This window comes from Pseudomonas sp. HMSC076A11, assembly GCF_001810205.1.
Lineage (GTDB): Bacteria > Pseudomonadota > Gammaproteobacteria > Pseudomonadales > Pseudomonadaceae > Pseudomonas > Pseudomonas aeruginosa.
On sequence record NZ_KV800315.1, the window covers coordinates 248,104 to 267,156 of the forward strand.

General features: G+C 62.9%; 15 protein-coding genes and 3 tRNA genes. 12 read left to right on the top strand and 6 right to left on the bottom strand.

Annotated features, from left to right (window positions below; genetic code table 11):
- Positions 1-19 precede the first annotated feature (19 nt).
- Together HMPREF2716_RS21865 and cysS are read left to right on the top strand one after the other, a co-directional pair.
- Positions 20-1,690: a glutamine--tRNA ligase/YqeY domain fusion protein gene (locus HMPREF2716_RS21865; RefSeq protein ID WP_043495201.1), complete on the top strand. Its 1,671-nt coding sequence runs from the start codon at positions 20-22 to the stop codon at positions 1,688-1,690.
- Between the two features lie 9 nt (positions 1,691-1,699).
- Complete coding sequence (cysS, locus tag HMPREF2716_RS21870; RefSeq protein ID WP_016561775.1) at positions 1,700-3,082, top strand: cysteine--tRNA ligase; 1,383 nt, start codon at positions 1,700-1,702, stop codon at positions 3,080-3,082.
- Positions 3,083-3,139: 57 nt separating this feature from the next.
- On the opposite strand, the gene folD is transcribed toward cysS, so the two are convergent.
- Entirely contained in the window at positions 3,140-3,994 is an 855-nt protein-coding gene (folD, locus tag HMPREF2716_RS21875) for a bifunctional methylenetetrahydrofolate dehydrogenase/methenyltetrahydrofolate cyclohydrolase FolD (protein ID WP_003087898.1), read from the bottom strand.
- A 278-nt stretch (positions 3,995-4,272) separates the two neighbouring features.
- Between folD and HMPREF2716_RS21880 the strand changes: the two genes are divergently transcribed.
- From HMPREF2716_RS21880 to HMPREF2716_RS21890, 3 genes are all read left to right on the top strand, one after another.
- Positions 4,273-4,349 (top strand) — tRNA-Arg (locus HMPREF2716_RS21880).
- 51 nt (positions 4,350-4,400) lie between these two features.
- Positions 4,401-4,476, top strand: a tRNA-His gene (locus HMPREF2716_RS21885).
- 189 nt (positions 4,477-4,665) lie between these two features.
- Positions 4,666-4,887 (top strand): hypothetical protein, encoded by a 222-nt coding sequence (locus HMPREF2716_RS21890; protein ID WP_003087901.1) that lies wholly within the window; start codon positions 4,666-4,668, stop codon positions 4,885-4,887.
- Between the two features lie 286 nt (positions 4,888-5,173).
- Here HMPREF2716_RS21890 and HMPREF2716_RS21895 read toward each other — a convergent pair whose 3' ends face one another.
- The 3 genes from HMPREF2716_RS21895 to parR form a co-directional block, all read right to left on the bottom strand.
- Positions 5,174-7,006 (bottom strand): serine hydrolase domain-containing protein, encoded by a 1,833-nt coding sequence (locus tag HMPREF2716_RS21895; RefSeq protein ID WP_010895584.1) that lies wholly within the window; start codon positions 7,004-7,006, stop codon positions 5,174-5,176.
- Between the two features lie 104 nt (positions 7,007-7,110).
- Complete coding sequence (gene parS, locus HMPREF2716_RS21900; protein WP_003087912.1) at positions 7,111-8,397, bottom strand: sensor histidine kinase ParS; 1,287 nt, start codon at positions 8,395-8,397, stop codon at positions 7,111-7,113.
- A complete protein-coding gene (parR, locus tag HMPREF2716_RS21905; RefSeq protein ID WP_003098126.1) occupies positions 8,398-9,105 on the bottom strand; it encodes a response regulator transcription factor ParR in 708 nt (235 codons plus the stop codon).
- 231 nt (positions 9,106-9,336) lie between these two features.
- Between parR and tig the strand changes: the two genes are divergently transcribed.
- The 7 genes from tig to HMPREF2716_RS21940 all read left to right on the top strand — a co-directional run bounded on the left by tig (position 9,337) and on the right by HMPREF2716_RS21940 (position 17,800).
- Positions 9,337-10,647 (top strand): trigger factor, encoded by a 1,311-nt coding sequence (gene tig / locus HMPREF2716_RS21910; RefSeq protein ID WP_003087920.1) that lies wholly within the window; start codon positions 9,337-9,339, stop codon positions 10,645-10,647.
- 93 nt (positions 10,648-10,740) lie between these two features.
- Positions 10,741-11,382 carry an ATP-dependent Clp endopeptidase proteolytic subunit ClpP gene (gene clpP, locus HMPREF2716_RS21915; protein WP_003098129.1) on the top strand — a complete coding sequence of 214 codons (642 nt, stop codon included), beginning with the start codon at positions 10,741-10,743 and terminating at the stop codon, positions 11,380-11,382.
- Between the two features lie 104 nt (positions 11,383-11,486).
- Positions 11,487-12,767 (top strand): ATP-dependent Clp protease ATP-binding subunit ClpX, encoded by a 1,281-nt coding sequence (gene clpX, locus HMPREF2716_RS21920; protein ID WP_003087924.1) that lies wholly within the window; start codon positions 11,487-11,489, stop codon positions 12,765-12,767.
- Between the two features lie 131 nt (positions 12,768-12,898).
- Positions 12,899-15,295 (top strand): endopeptidase La, encoded by a 2,397-nt coding sequence (lon, locus tag HMPREF2716_RS21925; protein WP_003087926.1) that lies wholly within the window; start codon positions 12,899-12,901, stop codon positions 15,293-15,295.
- Between the two features lie 135 nt (positions 15,296-15,430).
- Entirely contained in the window at positions 15,431-15,703 is a 273-nt protein-coding gene (gene hupB / locus HMPREF2716_RS21930) for a nucleoid-associated protein HU-beta (RefSeq protein ID WP_003087931.1), read from the top strand.
- Between the two features lie 51 nt (positions 15,704-15,754).
- Positions 15,755-15,831, top strand: a tRNA-Asp gene (locus HMPREF2716_RS21935).
- A 103-nt stretch (positions 15,832-15,934) separates the two neighbouring features.
- Complete coding sequence (locus tag HMPREF2716_RS21940; protein WP_003087933.1) at positions 15,935-17,800, top strand: SurA N-terminal domain-containing protein; 1,866 nt, start codon at positions 15,935-15,937, stop codon at positions 17,798-17,800.
- A gap of 98 nt (positions 17,801-17,898) precedes the next feature.
- Here HMPREF2716_RS21940 and fabI read toward each other — a convergent pair whose 3' ends face one another.
- Positions 17,899-18,696 carry an enoyl-ACP reductase FabI gene (fabI, locus tag HMPREF2716_RS21945; protein ID WP_003087936.1) on the bottom strand — a complete coding sequence of 266 codons (798 nt, stop codon included), beginning with the start codon at positions 18,694-18,696 and terminating at the stop codon, positions 17,899-17,901.
- 21 nt (positions 18,697-18,717) lie between these two features.
- On the bottom strand, positions 18,718-19,053 hold a 336-nt coding region (locus HMPREF2716_RS21950), incomplete at its 5' end, for an ATP-binding cassette domain-containing protein (RefSeq protein ID WP_121177671.1).

The window sequence follows — 19,053 nt, forward strand, 5'->3', positions numbered from 1 at the left end:
GAGCATGACCAAGGATCCCATGAGCAAGCCAGAGACCACCGCCGCCCCGAACTTCCTGCGCCAGATCGTTCAAGCCGACCTGGATGCCGGCAAGCACGCGAAGATCGTCACCCGTTTCCCCCCGGAGCCCAACGGTTACCTGCACATCGGCCACGCCAAGTCGATCTGCCTGAACTTCGGCCTGGCCCAGGAATTCGCTGGCGATTGCCATCTGCGCTTCGATGACACCAACCCGGCCAAGGAAGACCAGGAGTACATCGATGCCATCGAGGCCGACATCAAGTGGCTGGGCTTCCAGTGGTCCGGCGAGGTCTGCTATGCCTCCAACTATTTCGACCAGCTGCATGCCTGGGCCATCGAGCTGATCAAGGCCGGCAAGGCGTTCGTCTGCGACCTCGGTCCCGAGGAAATGCGCGAATACCGCGGCACCCTCACCGAGCCGGGCCGCAACAGCCCTTACCGTGACCGTTCGGTGGAGGAGAACCTCGACCTGTTCGCCCGCATGAAGGCCGGTGAGTTCCCCGACGGCGCCCGTTCGCTGCGGGCGAAGATCGACATGGGTTCGCCGAACATGAACCTGCGCGACCCGATCCTGTACCGCATCCGCCATGCGCATCACCACCAGACCGGCGACAAGTGGTGCATCTACCCGAGCTACGACTTCACCCACGGTCAGTCGGACGCCATCGAGGGCATCACCCATTCGATCTGCACCCTGGAATTCGAAGACCATCGTCCGCTCTACGAGTGGTTCCTGGCCAACCTGCCGGTGCCTGCGCAACCGCGCCAGTACGAATTCTCCCGGCTCAACCTGAACTACACCGTGACCAGCAAGCGCAAGCTCAAGCAACTGGTCGACGAAGGCCATGTCAGCGGCTGGGACGATCCGCGGATGTCGACCCTGTCCGGCTATCGCCGCCGCGGCTATACCCCGGAGTCGATCCGCAACTTCTGCGAGATGATCGGGGTGAACCGCGCCAGCGGCGTGGTCGACATCGGCATGCTCGAGTTCAGCATCCGCGACCACCTGGACGCCACCGCGCCGCGTGCCATGTGCGTGCTGAAACCGCTCAAGGTGGTGATCACCAACTACCCCGAAGGGCAGGTGGAGAACCTCGAGTTGCCGCGTCATCCGAAGGAAGACATGGGAGTGCGCGTACTGCCGTTCGGTCGCGAGCTGTTCATCGATGCCGGTGACTTCGAGGAAGTCCCGCCGGCCGGCTACAAGCGCCTGATCCCCGGTGGCGAGGTGCGTCTGCGCGGCAGCTACGTGATCCGTGCCGACGAAGCGATCAAGGATGCCGACGGCAATATCGTCGAACTGCGCTGCAGCTACGATCCGGACACCCTGGGCAAGAACCCGGAAGGCCGCAAGGTCAAGGGCGTGATCCACTGGGTGCCGGCCGAGGGCTGCGTCGAGTGCGAAGTGCGCCTGTACGATCGGCTGTTCCGCTCGGCCAATCCGGAGAAGGCGGAAGAGGGCGGCAGCTTCCTCGACAACATCAACGCCGACTCCCTGCAGGTACTGACCGGCTGTCGCGCCGAGCCGTCGCTGGGCCAGGCGAACCCGGAGGATCGCTTCCAGTTCGAGCGCGAAGGCTATTTCGTCGCCGACCTGAAGGACTCCAGGCCGGGCAAGCCGGTGTTCAACCGTACCGTCACCCTGCGTGACTCCTGGGGACAGGGCTGAGGAAAGACCGTGCTGCAGATCTACAACACGCTGAGCAAGACCAAAGAAGTCTTCACGCCGCTGGTCGGCAACCAGGTGCGCATGTACGTGTGCGGCATGACCGTGTACGACTACTGCCATCTGGGCCACGGCCGCAGCATGGTGGCGTTCGACGTGATCACCCGCTGGTTGCGCCACCGTGGCTACGACCTGACGTACGTGCGCAACATCACCGATATCGATGACAAGATCATCAATCGCGCCAACGAGAACGGCGAACCGTTCGATGTGCTGACCGAGCGCATGATCGCGGCGATGCACGAGGACGAGGCCCGGCTGAACATCCTCAAGCCGGACCAGGAGCCACGCGCCACCGATCACATCGCCGGCATGCACGCGATGATCCAGATCCTGATCGACAAGGGCTATGCCTACGCGCCGGGCAACGGTGACGTGTACTACCGGGTCGGCAAGTTCGCTGGCTACGGCAAGTTGTCGCGGCGGCGGGTCGAGGACCTGCGCATCGGTGCGCGGATCGAGCCGGGCGAAGCGAAGGAGGATCCGCTCGATTTCGTGCTCTGGAAGGGCGCCAAGCCTGGCGAACCGAGCTGGTCGTCGCCCTGGGGCGAGGGGCGCCCGGGCTGGCACATCGAATGCTCGGTGATGTCCACCTGCTGCCTGGGCGATTCCTTCGACATCCATGGCGGTGGCAACGACCTGGAGTTCCCTCATCACGAGAACGAGATCGCCCAGAGCGAGGCCGCGACCGGCAAGCCCTACGCCAAGTCCTGGCTGCACTGCGGGATGATCACCATCAACGGCGAGAAGATGTCCAAGTCGCTGGGCAATTTCTTCACCATCCGCGAAGTGCTGGAGAAATATCACCCCGAAGTGGTGCGTTACCTGCTGATCGCCAGCCATTACCGCAGTCCGATCAACTACTCGGAGGAGAACCTGCGCGAGGCCAAGGCGGCCCTGGACCGTTTCTACAACGCGCTCAAGGGGCTGCCCGAGGCGGCGCCGGCGGAAGCGGCGGAGTATGTCGAGCGCTTCGCCGCGGCGATGGACGACGACTTCAATACCGCGGGTGCCTGCTCGGTGCTGTTCGAGCTGGCGCGGGAGGTCAATCGTCTGCGCGAAAGCGACCTGTCGGCGGCGGCCGCGCTGGCCGCGCGCCTGAAGCAGTTGGCTGGCCTGCTGGGGGTGCTGCAACTGGAGCCGGAAGCCTTCCTGCAGGCGGGCGCCGAGGGCAAGGTCGATGCGGCCGAGGTCGAGGCGCTGATCCAGGCGCGCCTGGAGGCGCGGGCGGCGAAGAACTGGGCGGAGTCCGACCGGATTCGCGATCAGCTCACCGCCATGGGCGTAGTGCTGGAGGATGGCAAGGGCGGCACTACCTGGCGCCTGGCCGACTGAACCCGCAGCGATAAATGAAAAGCCCCGCGAACGCGGGGCTTTTCATTACCGGCGACCTCAGTCGTGCAGGTGTTCGGCGGCGTGCAGGGTATTTTCCAGCAGGCAGGCGCGGGTCATCGGCCCGACGCCGCCCGGCACCGGGGTGATCCAGCTGGCGCGTTGCGCTGCCACTTCGTATTCCACGTCGCCGACCAGTCGGCCGTCGGCCTGGCGGTTGATGCCGACGTCGATGACGATGGCGCCTTCCTTGATCCACTCGCCCTTGACCAGTCCCGGCTTGCCGGCAGCGACCACCACCAGGTCGGCGCGCGACACATGGTCGGCCAGGTCGCGGGTGAAGCGGTGGGTCACGGTGACGGTGCAGCCACCCAGCAGCAACTCCAGAGCCATGGGCCGGCCGACGATGTTCGAGGCGCCGACCACGACCGCATCCATGCCGTACAGGTCGGCGCCGGTGCTGGCGAGCAGGGTCATGATGCCTTTCGGGGTGCAGGGGCGCAGGAGGGGCATGCGCTGGGCCAGGCGGCCGATGTTGTAGGGATGGAAACCGTCCACGTCCTTGTCCGGGTGGATGCGCTCCAGCAGCAGGGAGGCGTCCAGGTGGGCGGGCAGGGGTAGCTGGACCAGGATGCCGTCGATGGCGGGGTCGTCGTTCAGGCGGTCGATCAGGGCCAGCAGGTCGTCCTGGCTGGTTTCGGCGGGAAGATCGTAGGCCTGGGAGAGAAAGCCGACTTCCTCGCAGTCCTTGCGCTTGTGCGCCACATAGACCTGAGAGGCCGGATCGGTGCCGACCAGGATCACCGCCAGGCCGGGAACGCGCAGGCCTTGCTGGCGGCGCTCGGTCACGCGTTGGGCTATCTGCTGGCGAAGGTTGGCGGCGATCGCTTTGCCGTCGATCAGTTGTGCGGTCATGTCGGAAGGGTAACCATCGAATCGGGTGGAAAAAGGACGCGCATTTTCGCATGGACGCCGCCCGGGGCAAAGGAGGCGACCCGTGGATTTGCCGTAACTCCTTTATATAGCTGAATTTTTTTAAAAAACCCGTTGACGGCCTTTCGCCCCCTGTATAACATGCGCCCCGCTTGCCGAGCACAGCCGGACGCAGGGTAAGAGGTAAAGCAAGTCGGTTGCTGACTTTGTGATTGCCAGAGCTTAAAGTTTGCGCTCAGCATTGAATGCAGATGAATAAAGCGCCCGTAGCTCAGCTGGATAGAGCATCCGCCTTCTAAGCGGATGGTCGCAGGTTCGAGTCCTGCCGGGTGCGCCATTCGGCGAATCGGCAAGAAGCAGGCGATGTTTTACCGCAAGTCGTAATATGGTGGGCGTAGCTCAGTTGGTAGAGCACAGGATTGTGGCTCCTGGTGTCGTGGGTTCGATTCCCATCGTCCACCCCATATTTCGAAGCGCCAGGCCTTGTGCCTGGCGTTTTCGTTTGCGCTTCACGATCTCTTCTCCGCTTGCCTTTCCGGTACCCAATCCGCCCTCATGGGCGCGACGGCAGGTTGAACTTGTTCCGGGTCCGGCGCTCTTAAGCGAGCCTGTCGTTCCTGGCGGGTCCGTATATGCAGTCTGGGTGAAACGACATGTCGATGAAATGGACCGAGCAGCGCTTGCGCAAGGCTCTCAAGCAGATGGCGAACAATCATGAATCGGCTGCGGTCGAGGTCATGCGCGCCGTCGAGCGGGCGAACGATCCGAAGCTGGCGCAGCGCCTGCTCGAGGTGATCGAGCAGATGCACCAGGATGCCGATGCGCTGCGCTCCATCGACGACGAAATCGCCAGCGGCGTGATCCGTTGCCAATGAGGCCGTAGACGCTCCGCAGTTCAGGACTTCCCGGCTGAAACCGGCGCATCCGGCCGGTTCGCCAGTTTCGGGCGCAAGGTCGCGCCCTGGGCTGTGTTCCGGCGAACGGTATAAGGTTGGCGGCCGCGGAAGGCGAAGGCGGTGAACATGTTCGTATTCTCTCTCGGTGTGTTTCAGAAACGGTATTCCACCAGGGCGCTCGGGCCGATGCTGTCATGCCACTCTTCGGCGACAGCGGCGGAGCAGAGGCTGGCGAGCGTGCCGGCGAGGCACAGGGAGGGGCTTCTCATGGGGACTCCTTCCGTTGCAGCCAGGGACGTGCCTTGGTGTCTTGCTGGGCGAAGCGGTAGCCGAGCGCGTTCAGACCGTCGAAGTCGCGACTGAAGGTGTCTCCCAGGCCCTGGCCGCTGCCGGCCAGGACGGCGTGTGCGCTGTCGATGGGTTGCAGGATGAACTCGCCGGAGCGGGTTCCTCCGGCTTGCCCGCGCACCAGCAGGAAGCCGTCTTCGATCCTGATGCTCAGGCCGTTCAGGTAGCTGTGCCGGCCCGTGCTGGCGACGCGGTAGGTGCCGACGGCTTCGGTCCAGGCCTGGGGCAGGGATGTCGGCTCGATGCGCTCGCCGAGGTAGGCGGTCTGGTCGTGGCGGCGGGACACCAGGATTCGGCGTTGGCCGTAGCTGACCACGTCCAGTTGCAACTGTCCGGCGCTGTCCACGCCGACAGGCCAGAACCCCAGCAGTCTTTTTCTCATCTGCAGCCAGCCCGAGGTGTCGCGCAACAGTTCCACGCGTTGTTCGCCGAAATCCGCGTACAGGCGACCCCTGCGCTCGTACAGGCGAATCTGGCCTTGGCGGGTTGCGTAGCGACCGTATAGCTGTCGCCGGTCCTCCGGGCTCGGCACCTCCAGTGCGGGGGCGCGCGCGGGGGTGGGCTGTACGGCGGGGCGACGAGCGCCCTGTTTAACCTGCAGCATGAGCGACGCCGCTTGCCGGGCCAGGGAGGCAGTGAGCGACCCGCTGTCATCGGCGTTGCTCATGACAATGGCGGCGAGGCGCTGTTCCGGCAGCAGAATCAGATGGGCGCTGAATCCTGGGGTGGCGCTGGCGTACTCATAGTGACGGATGCCTCCTTCCAGCGGTGCGGAGCCGCACGGGCTGAGGAACCAGGCCAGGCCCACCTGGCAGTCGAAGTCCAGGGCATTGCCGGCGTTCTGCTGGCGGAACATCTCCTCGACGGAGTGTTTCCTGAGAAGCTGGCGCTCCTTGTGGCGCCCGTTGGCGAACAGCATGCGGACGAAGCGGCTGAGGTCGACCGGGCTGCTCCACAGATCGTTGACCGGGAGGTCGCTGGCGGAGCCGGGGCGACCGCCGCCGCTGTAGCCGTGGGCGCGTTGCGCCTGGGGCAGGGCGTTCCTGGCGAAGCTGGAGCGAGTCATCTGCAAAGGGTCCAGCAGGTGCTCGCGCATGTGCTGCTCGAAGTGCTTTCCGGTGTTGCGCTCGATGGCCGCGCCGACCAGTTCGTAGCCAAGGTTGGAATGGGCGACCTGGGTTCCCGGCGGATTGCTCAGCCAGACACCGGATACTTTCGCCGGCAGTTGGCCGAGTGAGTTCGGGCGTTCGCCGAACAGGGGCGGCAGGTGTTCGCCAGGAAGGCCGGACTGATGGCTGAGCAGCCGGCGGAAAGTGATCGCGCGATCCGCCTCGCTCTGGTCGGCATGGAAGCGTGAGCGTACGTAGAACTCGCGCAAGGTGTCCTGGAGCGGAGCGTCGAGAGAGAGTTGGCCGCGTTCGGCCAGTTGCAGGGTCGCGCTGGCGATCAGTAGCTTGGACAGGTCGCCGGCGTGGAATGCGGTGTGCTCGCTGGCGTTGATCCTGTGCTGTCGGTCGGCATAGCCGAAACCGCGGGCCCAGACCAGTTGCTGGTCGTCGACCAATGCCAGGGCCAGGCCGGGCACGTCCTGCCTTTCCATTTCCCGGCGGATGTGGCGTTGCAGATAGTCGATGACCTCGCCGTAGTTGCCCACGGCGGCGCTCGGCGCTGGCGGGGCGGGCGGCAGTCCGTGGCAGCCGCTGGTGCCGAGCAGGCAGCCGAGAAGGGAAAGATGCATTGCACGAAACATGGAACACCTGGCGGAAAGGCGAGGTGTCCCATGCTAGGGCGGGCCTGGCTGGCAGTCCTTACGGCTTTGTCAGCAATCTGTGAAAGATTGTTAAGCCTCCGCTGTCAACGGGGTCGCTCCCAGGTCAGGCGGAAGGAGGCGCCTCCCTGCGGCGTTTCCAGCGCTTCCGCATAGCCGCCGTGCCATTGCGCGACCCGGCGGACGATCGCCAGGCCCAGGCCGAAGCCGCCGGTGCTGCGATCGCGGCTGTCGTCCAGGCGCGAAAAGGGTTCGAAGATCTTCTGCCGGGCGTCCGCCGGTATCCCGGGGCCGTCGTCGTTGACCCGTATCTGACAGCTGTCGCCTTGATCGAGGAGGGCGATTTCGACGCGCGAGTGTGCGTGGCGAATGGCGTTGCGCAGCAGGTTGATCACTGCGCGCGCCATGAAGCGAGGCTCGATGCGGATCTGTTCGACCTGGCAGGCGCTGATCTCGCAGGTGACTCCGGCGGCTTCGGCTTCCAGGGCGACGTCGGCGACGACGCTATCCAGCCAGCTCGCGGCGTCGACGATTTCCCGGTGGCTCCCGACGTTGCCGTGCTCCAGGCGGGCGTAGGTCAGCAGTTCGGAGACCATTTCCTCCAGTTCGCCGAGATCGGCGCGCATGTCCTCTATCAGGTCGTGGCGTACTTCGGCGTCGACCTGCTTGTTCAATTGCTCGAGTTCGAAGGACAGGCGGGAGATCGGCGTGCGCAATTCGTGGGATACCGCGTTGGTCAGTTCACGCTGGTTGCTGATCAGGCTTTCGATGCGGTCGGCCATCTGGTTGAAGTGCTGGGCCAGGGTGCGGATGTCGGAGCGTCGGAAAATGCGCGTGCGCGATGACAGGTCGCCGTCGCCGAAGCGTTGCGCGGCCAGGCGCAGGGTCTCGAGGTCGCGCCAGTGCGGGCGGACCCATACCAGCAGGGCGATGCCGACCAGCACGCCGAGCAGGATGTAGGCCAGCACGGTGAATAGTGGGGTCAGCGAGGGTTCCGGCGGCAGCTTGATGTCGAGCAGTTGCGGGCCCGCGTCGATGCGGCTGATGAATTCCGTGAAGTCCTCGCGTACCACCAGCAGGTTCTTGTCGAGGAGGGCCTGCTCTTCCTGCGTCAGCTTCGCCTGCCTGGCATCCGTCAGGCTCAGCTCGAGCCCGTAGTGGGGACGCCAGTCTTCGAGCTGTCGCTGGCGTCCGGCCTGGTCCAGCGGGGCCAGCTTTTCCACCAGCGAATAGGCCTGGCCGCGAACGGCGTCGCGGTGATAGTTCTCGACGATGCTGTCGTAGAACGCGTCGATGACATGGTCGACCACGAAGATCGCGGCGGCGAACCCCAGGGCCAGCAGCAGGTAGAGGCGCAGGAACAGGCGCAGCATTCAGAGCTCCCAGCCCAGCGGGTTGAACAGGTAGCCCTTGCCCCAGACAGTCTTGATTCGGACCGGCTCGCGCGGATTGTCCTTCAGTTTATTGCGCAGCTTGCTGATGCAGACGTCGACGCTGCGGTTCAGGCCGTCGAAACCGATGCCGCGGATCTGGTTGAGGATCTCGTCGCGGGAAAGTATTTCCCCTGCCTGGCTGGCCAGCAGCCAGAGCAGCTCGAACTCCATCGTGGTCAGTTCGATGCCGAGGCCTTCGAGTTCCGCTTCGCGCCGCCGTCGGTCGATGTTCAGCTTGCCGAATGTCAGGCTTTCCGGGGACGCGGGAAGGGGCGCGTGCCGGCGCATCAGGGCGCGCAGGCGGGCGAGCAGCACCGGTGGCTCGATCGGCTTGATCACGTAGTCGTCGGCGCCGGACTCCAGGCCGAGGATGTGATCGAGATCGTCCTCCTGGGCGGTGAGTATGAGGATCGGCAGGTTCGCGACCCGGCGGATCTCCCGGCACACCTGCAGACCATTCTGTCCGGGGAGCATGAGGTCGAGAACCACCACTTGCGGCTTGAAGTCGAGGAAGGCGGCGAACGCGGCATCACCGCGATGCACCTGGCGCACTTCGAAACCATGCTGGGAAAGGAAACTGGCGATCAGGCGGGCGAGCTTCTGGTCGTCTTCGACGAGCAATACCTTGCTGAGGGTAGGGCAGTCCATAGGGTTTCATCGGTCGGAGCGGAATCGGCTGGCATTATATGCGCCCGCTTCCGGCGAAGCTCCAGCGACTCGTTCGAGATCGGGCTGCGATCGGCGGAAGCGGCCGGAAACACCCCGGGGATCCGCCTGCACCCTGGCGGGGTGACTTCTGCTTTTCCCTCTACTAGAATGCATGCCCTTGATTCTGGGAGCCGGAAGGACCGGCTTACGTCTGTGCAACGAGGAATATCCATGCAAGTTTCTGTTGAAAGCACTTCCGCTCTTGAGCGCCGCATGACCGTTGGTGTGCCTGCCGAGCGTATCGAGACCGAAGTCAACAAGCGTCTGCAGCAGACCGCCCGTCGTGCCAAGATTCCAGGTTTCCGCCCCGGCAAGGTGCCGATGAGTGTCATTCGTCAGCGCTACGAAGCTTCCGCGCGCCAGGAAGCCATGGGCGATCTGATCCAGGAAACCTTCTACGAAGCCGTGGTCGAGCAGAAGCTGAATCCGGCCGGTTCGCCGTCGGTAGAGCCCAAGTCCTTCGAGAAAGGCAAGGACCTGGAATACATCGCAACCTTCGAAGTCTTCCCGGAATTTACCGTTTCCGGCCTGGAAGACATCAAGGTCGAGCGCCTGCAGGCCGAAGTTTCCGATGCTGATGTCGACAATATGCTCGACGTCCTGCGCAAGCAGAACACCCGTTTCGAAGTAGTCGAGCGTGCCGCCCAGAACGATGACCAGTTGAACATCGACTTCGTCGGCAAGATCGACGGCGAAGCCTTCGCCGGCGGTTCCGCCAAAGGCACCCTGCTGGTACTGGGCTCCGGTCGCATGATCGCCGGCTTCGAAGAAGGGCTGGTGGGGGCGAAGGCCGGTGAAGAGCGTGTGCTCAACCTGACCTTCCCCGAGGACTACCAGAACCTGGACCTGGCCAACAAGGCTGCCGAGTTCACCGTTACCGTCAATAGCGTAGCCGAGCCCAAGCTGCCGGAACTGAACGAAGAGTTCTTCGCTCTGTTCGGCGTGAAGGAAACCGGTCTCGATGGCTTCCGCGCCGAAGTGCAGAAGAACATGGAGCGCGAGCTGCGCCAGGCGATCAAGTCCAAGGTCAAGAACCAGGTCATGGAAGGTCTGCTGCAGGCCAACCCGATCGAAGTGCCCAAGGCCCTGATCGGCAACGAAGTGAACCGTCTGCGCGTGCAGGCCGTCCAGCAGTTCGGTGGCAACATCAAGCCTGACCAACTGCCGGCCGAGCTGTTCGAAGAGCAGGCCAAGCGCCGTGTGGTGCTGGGCCTGATCGTCGCCGAAGTGGTCAAGCAGCACGAGCTGAAGGCCGACGAAGGTCGCGTTCGCGAAATGATCGAGGAAATGGCCTCGGCCTACCAGGAGCCCGAGCAGGTCGTCGCCTGGTACTTCAAGAACGAGCCCCAGCTGAACGAAGTCCGTTCTGTTGTACTGGAAGAACAAGTCGTAGATACTGTCCTGCAAAAGGCCACTGTGACCGATAAGCAGGTATCCTACGAAGAAGCGGTCAAGCCGGCCGAAGCTCCGCAAGCGGCCTGATTCGTTCCTCTCGTTCGAATCCCACAAGCCAGCCTTAGTGCTGGCTTGTGCGTCTTTGAGGCTTCACTATCTGTTAGGGAGTGATCGCAAGACATGTCTCGCAACTCTTTTATTCCGCACGTTCCCGATATCCAGGCCGCCGGTGGCCTGGTGCCCATGGTGGTGGAGCAGTCCGCCCGCGGCGAGCGAGCCTACGACATCTATTCGCGCCTGCTGAAGGAACGGATCATCTTCCTGGTCGGCCAGGTCGAGGACTACATGGCCAACCTGGTGGTTGCCCAGTTGCTGTTCCTGGAGGCTGAAAATCCCGAGAAGGACATTCATCTCTACATCAACTCGCCGGGTGGTTCGGTGACTGCCGGGATGTCCATCTACGACACCATGCAGTTCATCAAGCCCAACGTCTCGACCACCTGTATCGGCCAGGCGTGCAGCATGGGTGCCCTGCTGCTTGCGGGCGGTGCCGCCGGCAAGCGCTACTGCCTGCCGCATTCGCGGATGATGATCCACCAGCCGCTGGGCGGTTTCCAGGGCCAGGCCTCGGATATCGAGATCCATGCCAAGGAAATCCTCTTCATCAAGGAGCGTCTGAACCAGATCCTGGCGCACCACACCGGCCAGCCCCTGGACGTTATTGCCCGCGATACCGATCGTGACCGCTTCATGAGCGGTGACGAAGCCGTCAAGTATGGCCTGATCGACAAGGTCATGACCCAGCGCGACCTGGCCGTCTAAGGCTCCGCAATACTGGCGGTCGAGACATTCGGCCGCCTCGTGGGCTTGAAAATGCCCACAATTGCCTTCATCTTGTGTTTGAAGCTACCCATTGGATCGATCGAATGACTGATACCCGCAACGGCGAGGACAACGGCAAGCTGCTGTATTGCTCCTTCTGCGGCAAGAGCCAGCACGAAGTGCGCAAGTTGATTGCCGGCCCCTCGGTCTTTATCTGCGACGAGTGTGTCGACCTGTGCAATGACATCATCCGCGAGGAGGTGCAGGAAGCGCAGGCGGAAAGTAGTGGGCACAAACTTCCGGCGCCGAAAGAGATCCGCACCATCCTCGATCAGTACGTGATCGGGCAGGAGCGGGCCAAGAAGGTTCTGGCGGTAGCGGTATACAACCACTACAAGCGCCTCAACCAGCGTGACAAGAAGGACGATATCGAGCTCGGCAAGAGCAACATTCTGATGATCGGCCCAACCGGCTCGGGCAAGACCCTGCTGGCCGAGACCCTCGCACGTCTGCTGAACGTGCCGTTCACCATCGCCGATGCGACCACGCTGACGGAAGCGGGCTACGTGGGCGAGGATGTCGAGAACATCATCCAGAAGCTCTTGCAGAAGTGCGATTACGATGTGGAGAAGGCCCAGATGGGCATCGTCTACATCGACGAGATCGACAAGATCTCCCGGAAATCGGACAATCCCTCCATCACTCGCGACGTTTCCGGCGAGGGTGTGCAGCAGGCCCTGCTGAAGCTCATCGAGGGCACCGTTGCCTCGGTACCGCCGCAGGGCGGTCGCAAGCATCCGCAGCAGGAGTTCCTGCAGGTCGATACGCGCAACATCCTGTTCATCTGCGGCGGCGCTTTCGCCGGTCTGGAGCGGGTCATCCAGAACCGTTCCGCGCGCGGCGGCATCGGTTTCAATGCCGAAGTGCGCAGTCAGGAGATGGGCAAGAAGGTCGGCGAGGCGTTCAAGGAAGTCGAACCGGAAGATCTCGTCAAGTTCGGTCTTATTCCCGAGTTTGTAGGGCGTTTGCCGGTGATCGCGACTCTTGATGAGCTCGACGAGGCTGCGCTCATGCAGATCCTGACCGAGCCGAAGAACGCTCTCACCAAGCAGTACGCCAAGCTGTTCGAAATGGAAGGCGTCGATCTCGAATTCCGTCCGGACGCACTCAAGGCGGTTGCCCGCAAGGCGCTCGAACGCAAGACCGGTGCACGTGGCTTGCGTTCAATTCTCGAAGGTATCCTTCTCGATACCATGTACGAGATTCCCTCCCAGCAGGATGTCAGCAAGGTGGTCATCGATGAGAGTGTCATCGATGGCTCGTCGCAACCCCTGATGATCTACGAGAACAGCGAAAAGCCAGCCAAGGCTGCGCCTGAGGCATGAAAGAGCAGGGGCCTTCGGGCCCCTTTTCTTTTCCGACTGGCACGCTTGTTTTTTCCCGGGCCTAACCCCATCTTAGGCTGAAAGGTCTTCCTATCTGTTTCGTGGCCAAGTGCCGCTGTAGAGCCGACATTATGAAAACACTCGTCGAATTGCCCTTGCTGCCGCTACGTGACGTGGTGGTGTACCCGCACATGGTCATCCCGTTGTTCGTCGGTCGGGAAAAGTCCATCGAGGCCCTGGAGGCAGCGATGACCGGCGACAAGCAAATCCTCCTGCTGGCGCAGAAAAACCCCGCGGACGATGATCCGGGCGAAGATGGCCTGTACCGCATGGGTACGGTCGCTACCGTGCTGCAGTTGCTCAAGCTGCCGGATGGCACCGTCAAGGTGCTGGTCGAAGGCGAGCAGCGCGGCCAGGTCGAGCGCTTCATCGAGGAAGAAGGGCACATTCGTGCCGCGGTCCAGGCCATCGACGACGCCAATGTCGGCGAGCGCGAGGCCGAGGTCTTCACTCGCAGCCTGCTGAGCCAGTTCGAGCAATACGTCCAGTTGGGCAAGAAAGTCCCCGCCGAGGTGCTTTCCTCGCTGAACAGCATCGACGAGCCGAGCAGGCTGGTCGATACCATGGCCGCGCACATGGCGCTGAAGATCGAGCAGAAGCAGGACATCCTGGAGATCACCGACCTGTCGTCGCGGGTCGAGCATGTCCTGGCGCTGCTGGATGCCGAGATCGACCTGCTGCAGGTGGAAAAGCGTATCCGCGGCCGGGTCAAGAAGCAGATGGAGCGCAGCCAGCGCGAGTACTACCTGAATGAGCAGATGAAGGCCATTCAGAAGGAACTCGGCGATATCGACGAAGGGCACAACGAAGTCGAGGAGCTGAAGAAGCGCATCGACGCTGCCGGCCTGACCAAGGAGGCGCACACCAAGGCCACTGCCGAGCTGAACAAGCTCAAGCAGATGTCGCCGATGTCGGCGGAAGCCACCGTGGTGCGTTCCTACATAGACTGGCTGCTGAACGTGCCGTGGAAGGCCGAGAGCAAGGTGCGCCATGATCTCGCCAAGGCGGAAGACATCCTCGATGCCGACCATTATGGCCTGGAAGAGGTCAAGGAGCGCATTCTCGAGTATCTCGCCGTGCAAAAGCGGGTGAAGAAGCTCAAGGGCCCGGTCCTTTGCCTGGTGGGACCGCCCGGCGTGGGCAAGACCTCCCTGGCCGAATCCATCGCCCGCGCCACCAATCGCAAGTTCGTGCGCATGGCGCTCGGCGGCGTGCGTGACGAGGCCGAGATCCGCGGTCACCGTCGTACCTATATCGGCTCCATGCCGGGCCGCCTGATCCAGAAGATGACCAAGGTCGGCGTGCGCAACCCGCTGTTCCTCCTCGACGAAATCGACAAGATGGGCAGCGACATGCGCGGGGATCCCGCCTCGGCGCTGCTCGAGGTGCTCGACCCGGAGCAGAACCACAACTTCAACGATCACTACCTGGAAGTCGACTACGACCTGTCCGACGTGATGTTCCTCTGCACCGCGAACTCGATGAACATCCCGGCGCCCCTGCTGGATCGGATGGAAGTCATCCGCCTGCCGGGCTACACCGAGGACGAGAAGGTCAATATCGCCGCCAAGTACCTGATTCCGAAGCAGGTCCAGGCCAACGGCCTGAAGAAGGGCGAGCTGACCTTCGAGGAAGGCGCCCTGCGCGACATCATTCGCTACTACACCCGCGAAGCCGGGGTGCGCAGCCTCGAGCGGCAGATCGCCAAGGTCTGCCGCAAGGCGGTGAAGGAGCATGCCAAGCTCAAGCGTATCCAGGCGGTGGTGTCCAGCGAGACGCTGGAGAACTACCTCGGCGTGCGCAAGTTCCGTTATGGCCTCGCCGAACAGCAGGACCAGATCGGCCAGGTGACCGGGCTGGCCTGGACCCAGGTCGGCGGCGAGCTGCTTACCATCGAGGCGGCCGTGGTACCGGGCAAGGGCCAGTTGACCAAGACCGGATCGCTGGGTGACGTGATGGCGGAATCGATCACCGCGGCGTTGACCGTGGTGCGCAGCCGCGCCCAGAGCCTAGGAATCGCGGCGGACTTCCACGAGAAGCGTGACATCCATATCCACGTTCCGGAAGGCGCTACGCCGAAGGATGGCCCGAGCGCAGGCATCGGCATGTGCACGGCGCTGGTTTCGGCGATCACGCAGATCCCGGTGCGCGCCGACGTGGCAATGACCGGGGAGATCACCCTGCGTGGGCAGGTGCTGGCGATCGGCGGGCTGAAAGAAAAACTTTTGGCGGCGCACCGCGGCGGGATCAAGACGGTGATCATTCCCGAGGAAAATGTTCGCGACCTGAAGGAAATTCCGGACAATATTAAGAGTGATCTGGTTATTAAACCGGTTAAATGGATTGACGAAGTCCTGCAAATTGCGCTGCAATACGCCCCGGAGCCCTTGCCCGATGCGGCTCCGGAGATGGTTGCAAAGGATGAAAAACGCGAGCCTGATTCCAAGGAGCGAATTAGCACGCATTAGTCGGTAGGTATTCTTGACACTGTTTTTGGGCCCTTGTTATAAAGCGGCACTTGCTGAGTCAGTTGGCCTACCAGCGCAGAATTTCCTTACACCTAACACATAGAAACATACTCAACAGAAATAAGGGGACTTAGAGTGAACAAGTCGGAACTGATCGATGCAATTGCCGCATCTGCTGATATCCCGAAAGCTGTTGCCGGTCGCGCACTGGACGCAGTGATCGAGTCCGTCACTGGCGCCCTGAAGGCTGGTGACTCCGTCGTGCTGGTTGGTTTCGGCACCTTCGCTGTCAAAGAGCGCGCTGCTCGCACCGGTCGCAACCCGCAAACTGGCAAGCCGATCAAGATCGCCGCTGCCAAGATCCCGGGCTTCAAAGCCGGTAAAGCCCTGAAGGATGCTGTCAACTAAGCGTCTTTTGGGACTCGTTCTACCCAGGTCGGCCAAGGCTGGCCTGGCTGCGGAGCGGTAGTTCAGTCGGTTAGAATACCGGCCTGTCACGCCGGGGGTCGCGGGTTCGAGTCCCGTCCGCTCCGCCAGTTACGAGAAGGCGCATCCTCGGATGCGCCTTTCTTATATCCGCATCTCTTACCCACGCCGCGCCGCCCAAGACGGCTGGTCGTGGCAGTTTTTGGGGGCTGCATGCTGCAGAACATCAGGGATAATTCCCAGGGCTGGATCGCCAAGACCATCATTGGCGTGATCATCGTTCTCCTGTCGCTGACCGGCTTCGACGCGATCATCCGGGCCACCGACCACTCCAACGTGGCCGCCAAGGTCAACGGCGACGATATCAGTCTCAATGAAGTCCAACAGGCCGTGGACATGCAGCGTCGCCAGCTGCTGCAACGCCTGGGCAAGGATTTCGATCCGTCCATGCTGGATGACAAGCTGCTCAAGGAAGCGGCCCTGAAGGGGCTGATCGAGCGTACCCTGCTGCTCCAGGCCGCCAAGGACGACAAGTTCGCTTTCTCCGACCAGGCGCTGGACCAGTTGATCCTGCAAACTCCCGAGTTCCAGGTCGACGGCAAGTTCAACGCGGATCGCTTCGACCAGGTCATCCGCCAGATGAACTACAGCCGCATGCAGTTCCGCCAGATGCTCGGCCAGGAAATGCTCATCGGCCAGCTTCGCGCCGGCCTGGCGGGCACCGGTTTCGTCACCGACAACGAATTGCAGTCCTTCGCTCGCCTCGAGAAGCAGACCCGCGACTTCGCCACCCTGGCGATCAAGGCCGACGCCTCCAAGAGCAGCGTGAGCGAGGACGAGGTGAAGGCCTTCTACGAAGGCCACAAGAGCGAGTTCATGACTCCCGAGCAGGTGGTCGTCGAATACGTGGAACTGAAGAAGTCCTCCTTCTTCGACCAGGTCAAGGTGAAGCAGGAAGACCTCGAGGCGTTGTACCAGAAGGAAATCGCCAACCTCTCCGAGCAGCGCGATGCCGCACACATCCTGATCGAGGTGAACGACAAGGTCGGCGACGAGCAGGCCAAGGCGAAGATCGACGAGATCAAGGCTCGCCTGGCCAAGGGCGAGGATTTCGCCGCGCTGGCCAAGGAGTTCTCCCAGGATATCGGCTCGGCCGCCACCGGCGGCGACCTGGGCTACGCCGGTCGCGGCGTGTACGACCCCGCGTTCGAGGAGGCGCTGTATGCGCTGAAGCAAGGTGAGGTATCCGCCCCGGTGAAGACTCCGTACGGCTACCACCTGATCAAGCTGCTGGGCGTGCAGGCGCCGGAAGTACCGAGCCTGGAAAGCCTCAAGCCGAAGCTCGAGGACGAACTGAAGAAGCAGATGGTCGAGCAGCGTTTCGTCGAGGCTACCAAGGACCTGGAAAGCTCCGCCTACGAAGCCGCCGACCTGAGCCAGCCGGCGCAGGAAATGGGCCTGAAGGTCCAGACCAGCCAGCCGTTCGGACGTTCGGGGGGCGACGGCATCGCTGCCAACCGCCAGATCGTGCAGACCGCGTTCAGCCCCGAGGTGCTGGAAGAAGCGGCCAACAGTGGCGCCATCGAGCTGGATCCGGACACCGTGGTGGTGCTGCGGGTCAAGGAACACAACAAGCCGAAGGAGCAACCGCTGGAGCAGGTCGCGGCAAACATCCGCGAGCGCCTGGCCGCCGAAAAGGCCGCCGAGGAGGCGCAGAAGCGTGGCGAGGCCCTGATTGCAGAGCTGCGTGAAGGCCGTACCTCTTCCGCAGCGGGTGAGTCGTGGAAAGTGGTCGAGGCGGCCTCCCGCGGCCAGGAAGGCGTCGATCCGAAACTGCTCCAGGCGGTGTTCCGCATGCAGCGTCCGGAGGCCAAGGACAAGCCTTCGCTCTCTGGCGTGACCCTGGCCAATGGCGATTACGTGGTGATCCGCCTGAATGGCGTCAGCGAGCCGGAGGAGGCTATCTCCGACGACGAGAAGGCCATGTACCGCCGCTTCCTGGCTTCGCGCAGCGGACAGGCAGACTTCGCCGCCTTCCGCCGTCAGTTGCAGGACAAGGCGGAAGTCGAGAAATACTGAGACCTAGATGCAGAGAAAAGGCCGCTTACGCGGCCTTTTCTTTATTCCGCCCATGAAAAATGGCCGCTCGAAGCGGCCATTTTTCATGGGCGGGGTGATCAGTCGTCGTCCAGCGGGCCCATGGCGGTAGTGTTGAAGCCGCCATCGACGTAGAGGATCTCGCCACTGATACCGCTGGCCAGGTCTGAACAGAGGAAGGCGCCGGCATTGCCGACTTCCTCGATGGTGACGTTGCGCCGCAGCGGCGTCTGCCGCTCGTTGGCGGCCAGCATCTTGCGGAAACTCTTGATCCCGGAGGCGGCGAGCGTTCGGATCGGCCCGGCGGAAACCGCATTGACCCGGGTGCCTTCCGCGCCCAGGCTGCCGGCCAGGTAGCGGACCCCGGCCTCCAGGCTGGCCTTGGCCATGCCCATTACGTTGTAGTTCGGCATGGTCCGTTCGGCGCCCAGGTAGGAGAGGGTCAGCAGGCTGCCGTTGCGGCCCTTCATCATTTCCCGTCCGGCCTTGGCCAGGGCGATGAAGCTGTAGGCGCTGATGTCGTGGGCGATGCGGAAGCCCTCGCGGGTGGTCACCGCGGTGAAGTCGCCGTCGAGCTGATCGCCTGGAGCGAATCCGACGGAGTGGACGATGATGTCCAGGCCGTCCCAGTGCTTGCCCAGGGCGGCGAACACCGCTTCGATCTGGCTGTCGTCGGCCACGTCACAGGGGAAGCACAGCTCCGGCCGCGAGCCCCAGCCACTGGCGAACTCCTCCACCCGGCCCCTGAGCTTGTCGTTCTGGTAGGTGAAGGCCAGTTCGGCGCCTTCCCGGTGCATGGCGGCGGCGATGCCGGAAGCGATGGAGAGCTTGCTGGCGACTCCGACGATCAGGGCGCGTTTTCCTGTGAGAAATCCCATGGTCCGTTCCTTGTCTGCTACTCAGTTTTCCGCGCTTGCCGGGGCCATGAAGGCAGCCTCCAGCAATTGCTGCGTATAGGGATGTTGCGGCGAGGCGAAAACCGCTTCGGCGCTGCCCTGTTCCACCACCTTGCCATGTCGAACCACCATCAGCTGGTGGCTGAGCGCCTTGACCACCGCCAGGTCGTGGCTGATGAACAGGTAGGTGAGGTTGTACTTGCCCTGCAGTTGCCGCAGCAATTCCACGACCTGGCGCTGCACGGTGCGGTCGAGCGCCGAGGTCGGTTCGTCGAGCAGGATCAGTGCCGGTTTCAGCACCAGTGCCCGGGCGATGGCGATGCGCTGGCGCTGGCCGCC

Excerpts from the sequence above, each read along its gene's own strand:
- HMPREF2716_RS21865 (WP_043495201.1), top strand. The coding sequence starts at position 20 with ATGAGCAAGCCAGAGACCACCGCCGCCCCGAACTTCCTGCGCCAGATC.
- folD (WP_003087898.1), bottom strand. The coding sequence starts at position 3,994 with ATGACCGCACAACTGATCGACGGCAAAGCGATCGCCGCCAACCTTCGC.
- HMPREF2716_RS21890 (WP_003087901.1), top strand. The coding sequence starts at position 4,666 with ATGTCGATGAAATGGACCGAGCAGCGCTTGCGCAAGGCTCTCAAGCAG.
- HMPREF2716_RS21895 (WP_010895584.1), bottom strand. The coding sequence starts at position 7,006 with ATGTTTCGTGCAATGCATCTTTCCCTTCTCGGCTGCCTGCTCGGCACC.
- parS (WP_003087912.1), bottom strand. The coding sequence starts at position 8,397 with ATGCTGCGCCTGTTCCTGCGCCTCTACCTGCTGCTGGCCCTGGGGTTC.
- parR (WP_003098126.1), bottom strand. The coding sequence starts at position 9,105 with ATGGACTGCCCTACCCTCAGCAAGGTATTGCTCGTCGAAGACGACCAG.
- tig (WP_003087920.1), top strand. The coding sequence starts at position 9,337 with ATGCAAGTTTCTGTTGAAAGCACTTCCGCTCTTGAGCGCCGCATGACC.
- clpP (WP_003098129.1), top strand. The coding sequence starts at position 10,741 with ATGTCTCGCAACTCTTTTATTCCGCACGTTCCCGATATCCAGGCCGCC.
- clpX (WP_003087924.1), top strand. The coding sequence starts at position 11,487 with ATGACTGATACCCGCAACGGCGAGGACAACGGCAAGCTGCTGTATTGC.
- lon (WP_003087926.1), top strand. The coding sequence starts at position 12,899 with ATGAAAACACTCGTCGAATTGCCCTTGCTGCCGCTACGTGACGTGGTG.
- HMPREF2716_RS21940 (WP_003087933.1), top strand. The coding sequence starts at position 15,935 with ATGCTGCAGAACATCAGGGATAATTCCCAGGGCTGGATCGCCAAGACC.
- fabI (WP_003087936.1), bottom strand. The coding sequence starts at position 18,696 with ATGGGATTTCTCACAGGAAAACGCGCCCTGATCGTCGGAGTCGCCAGC.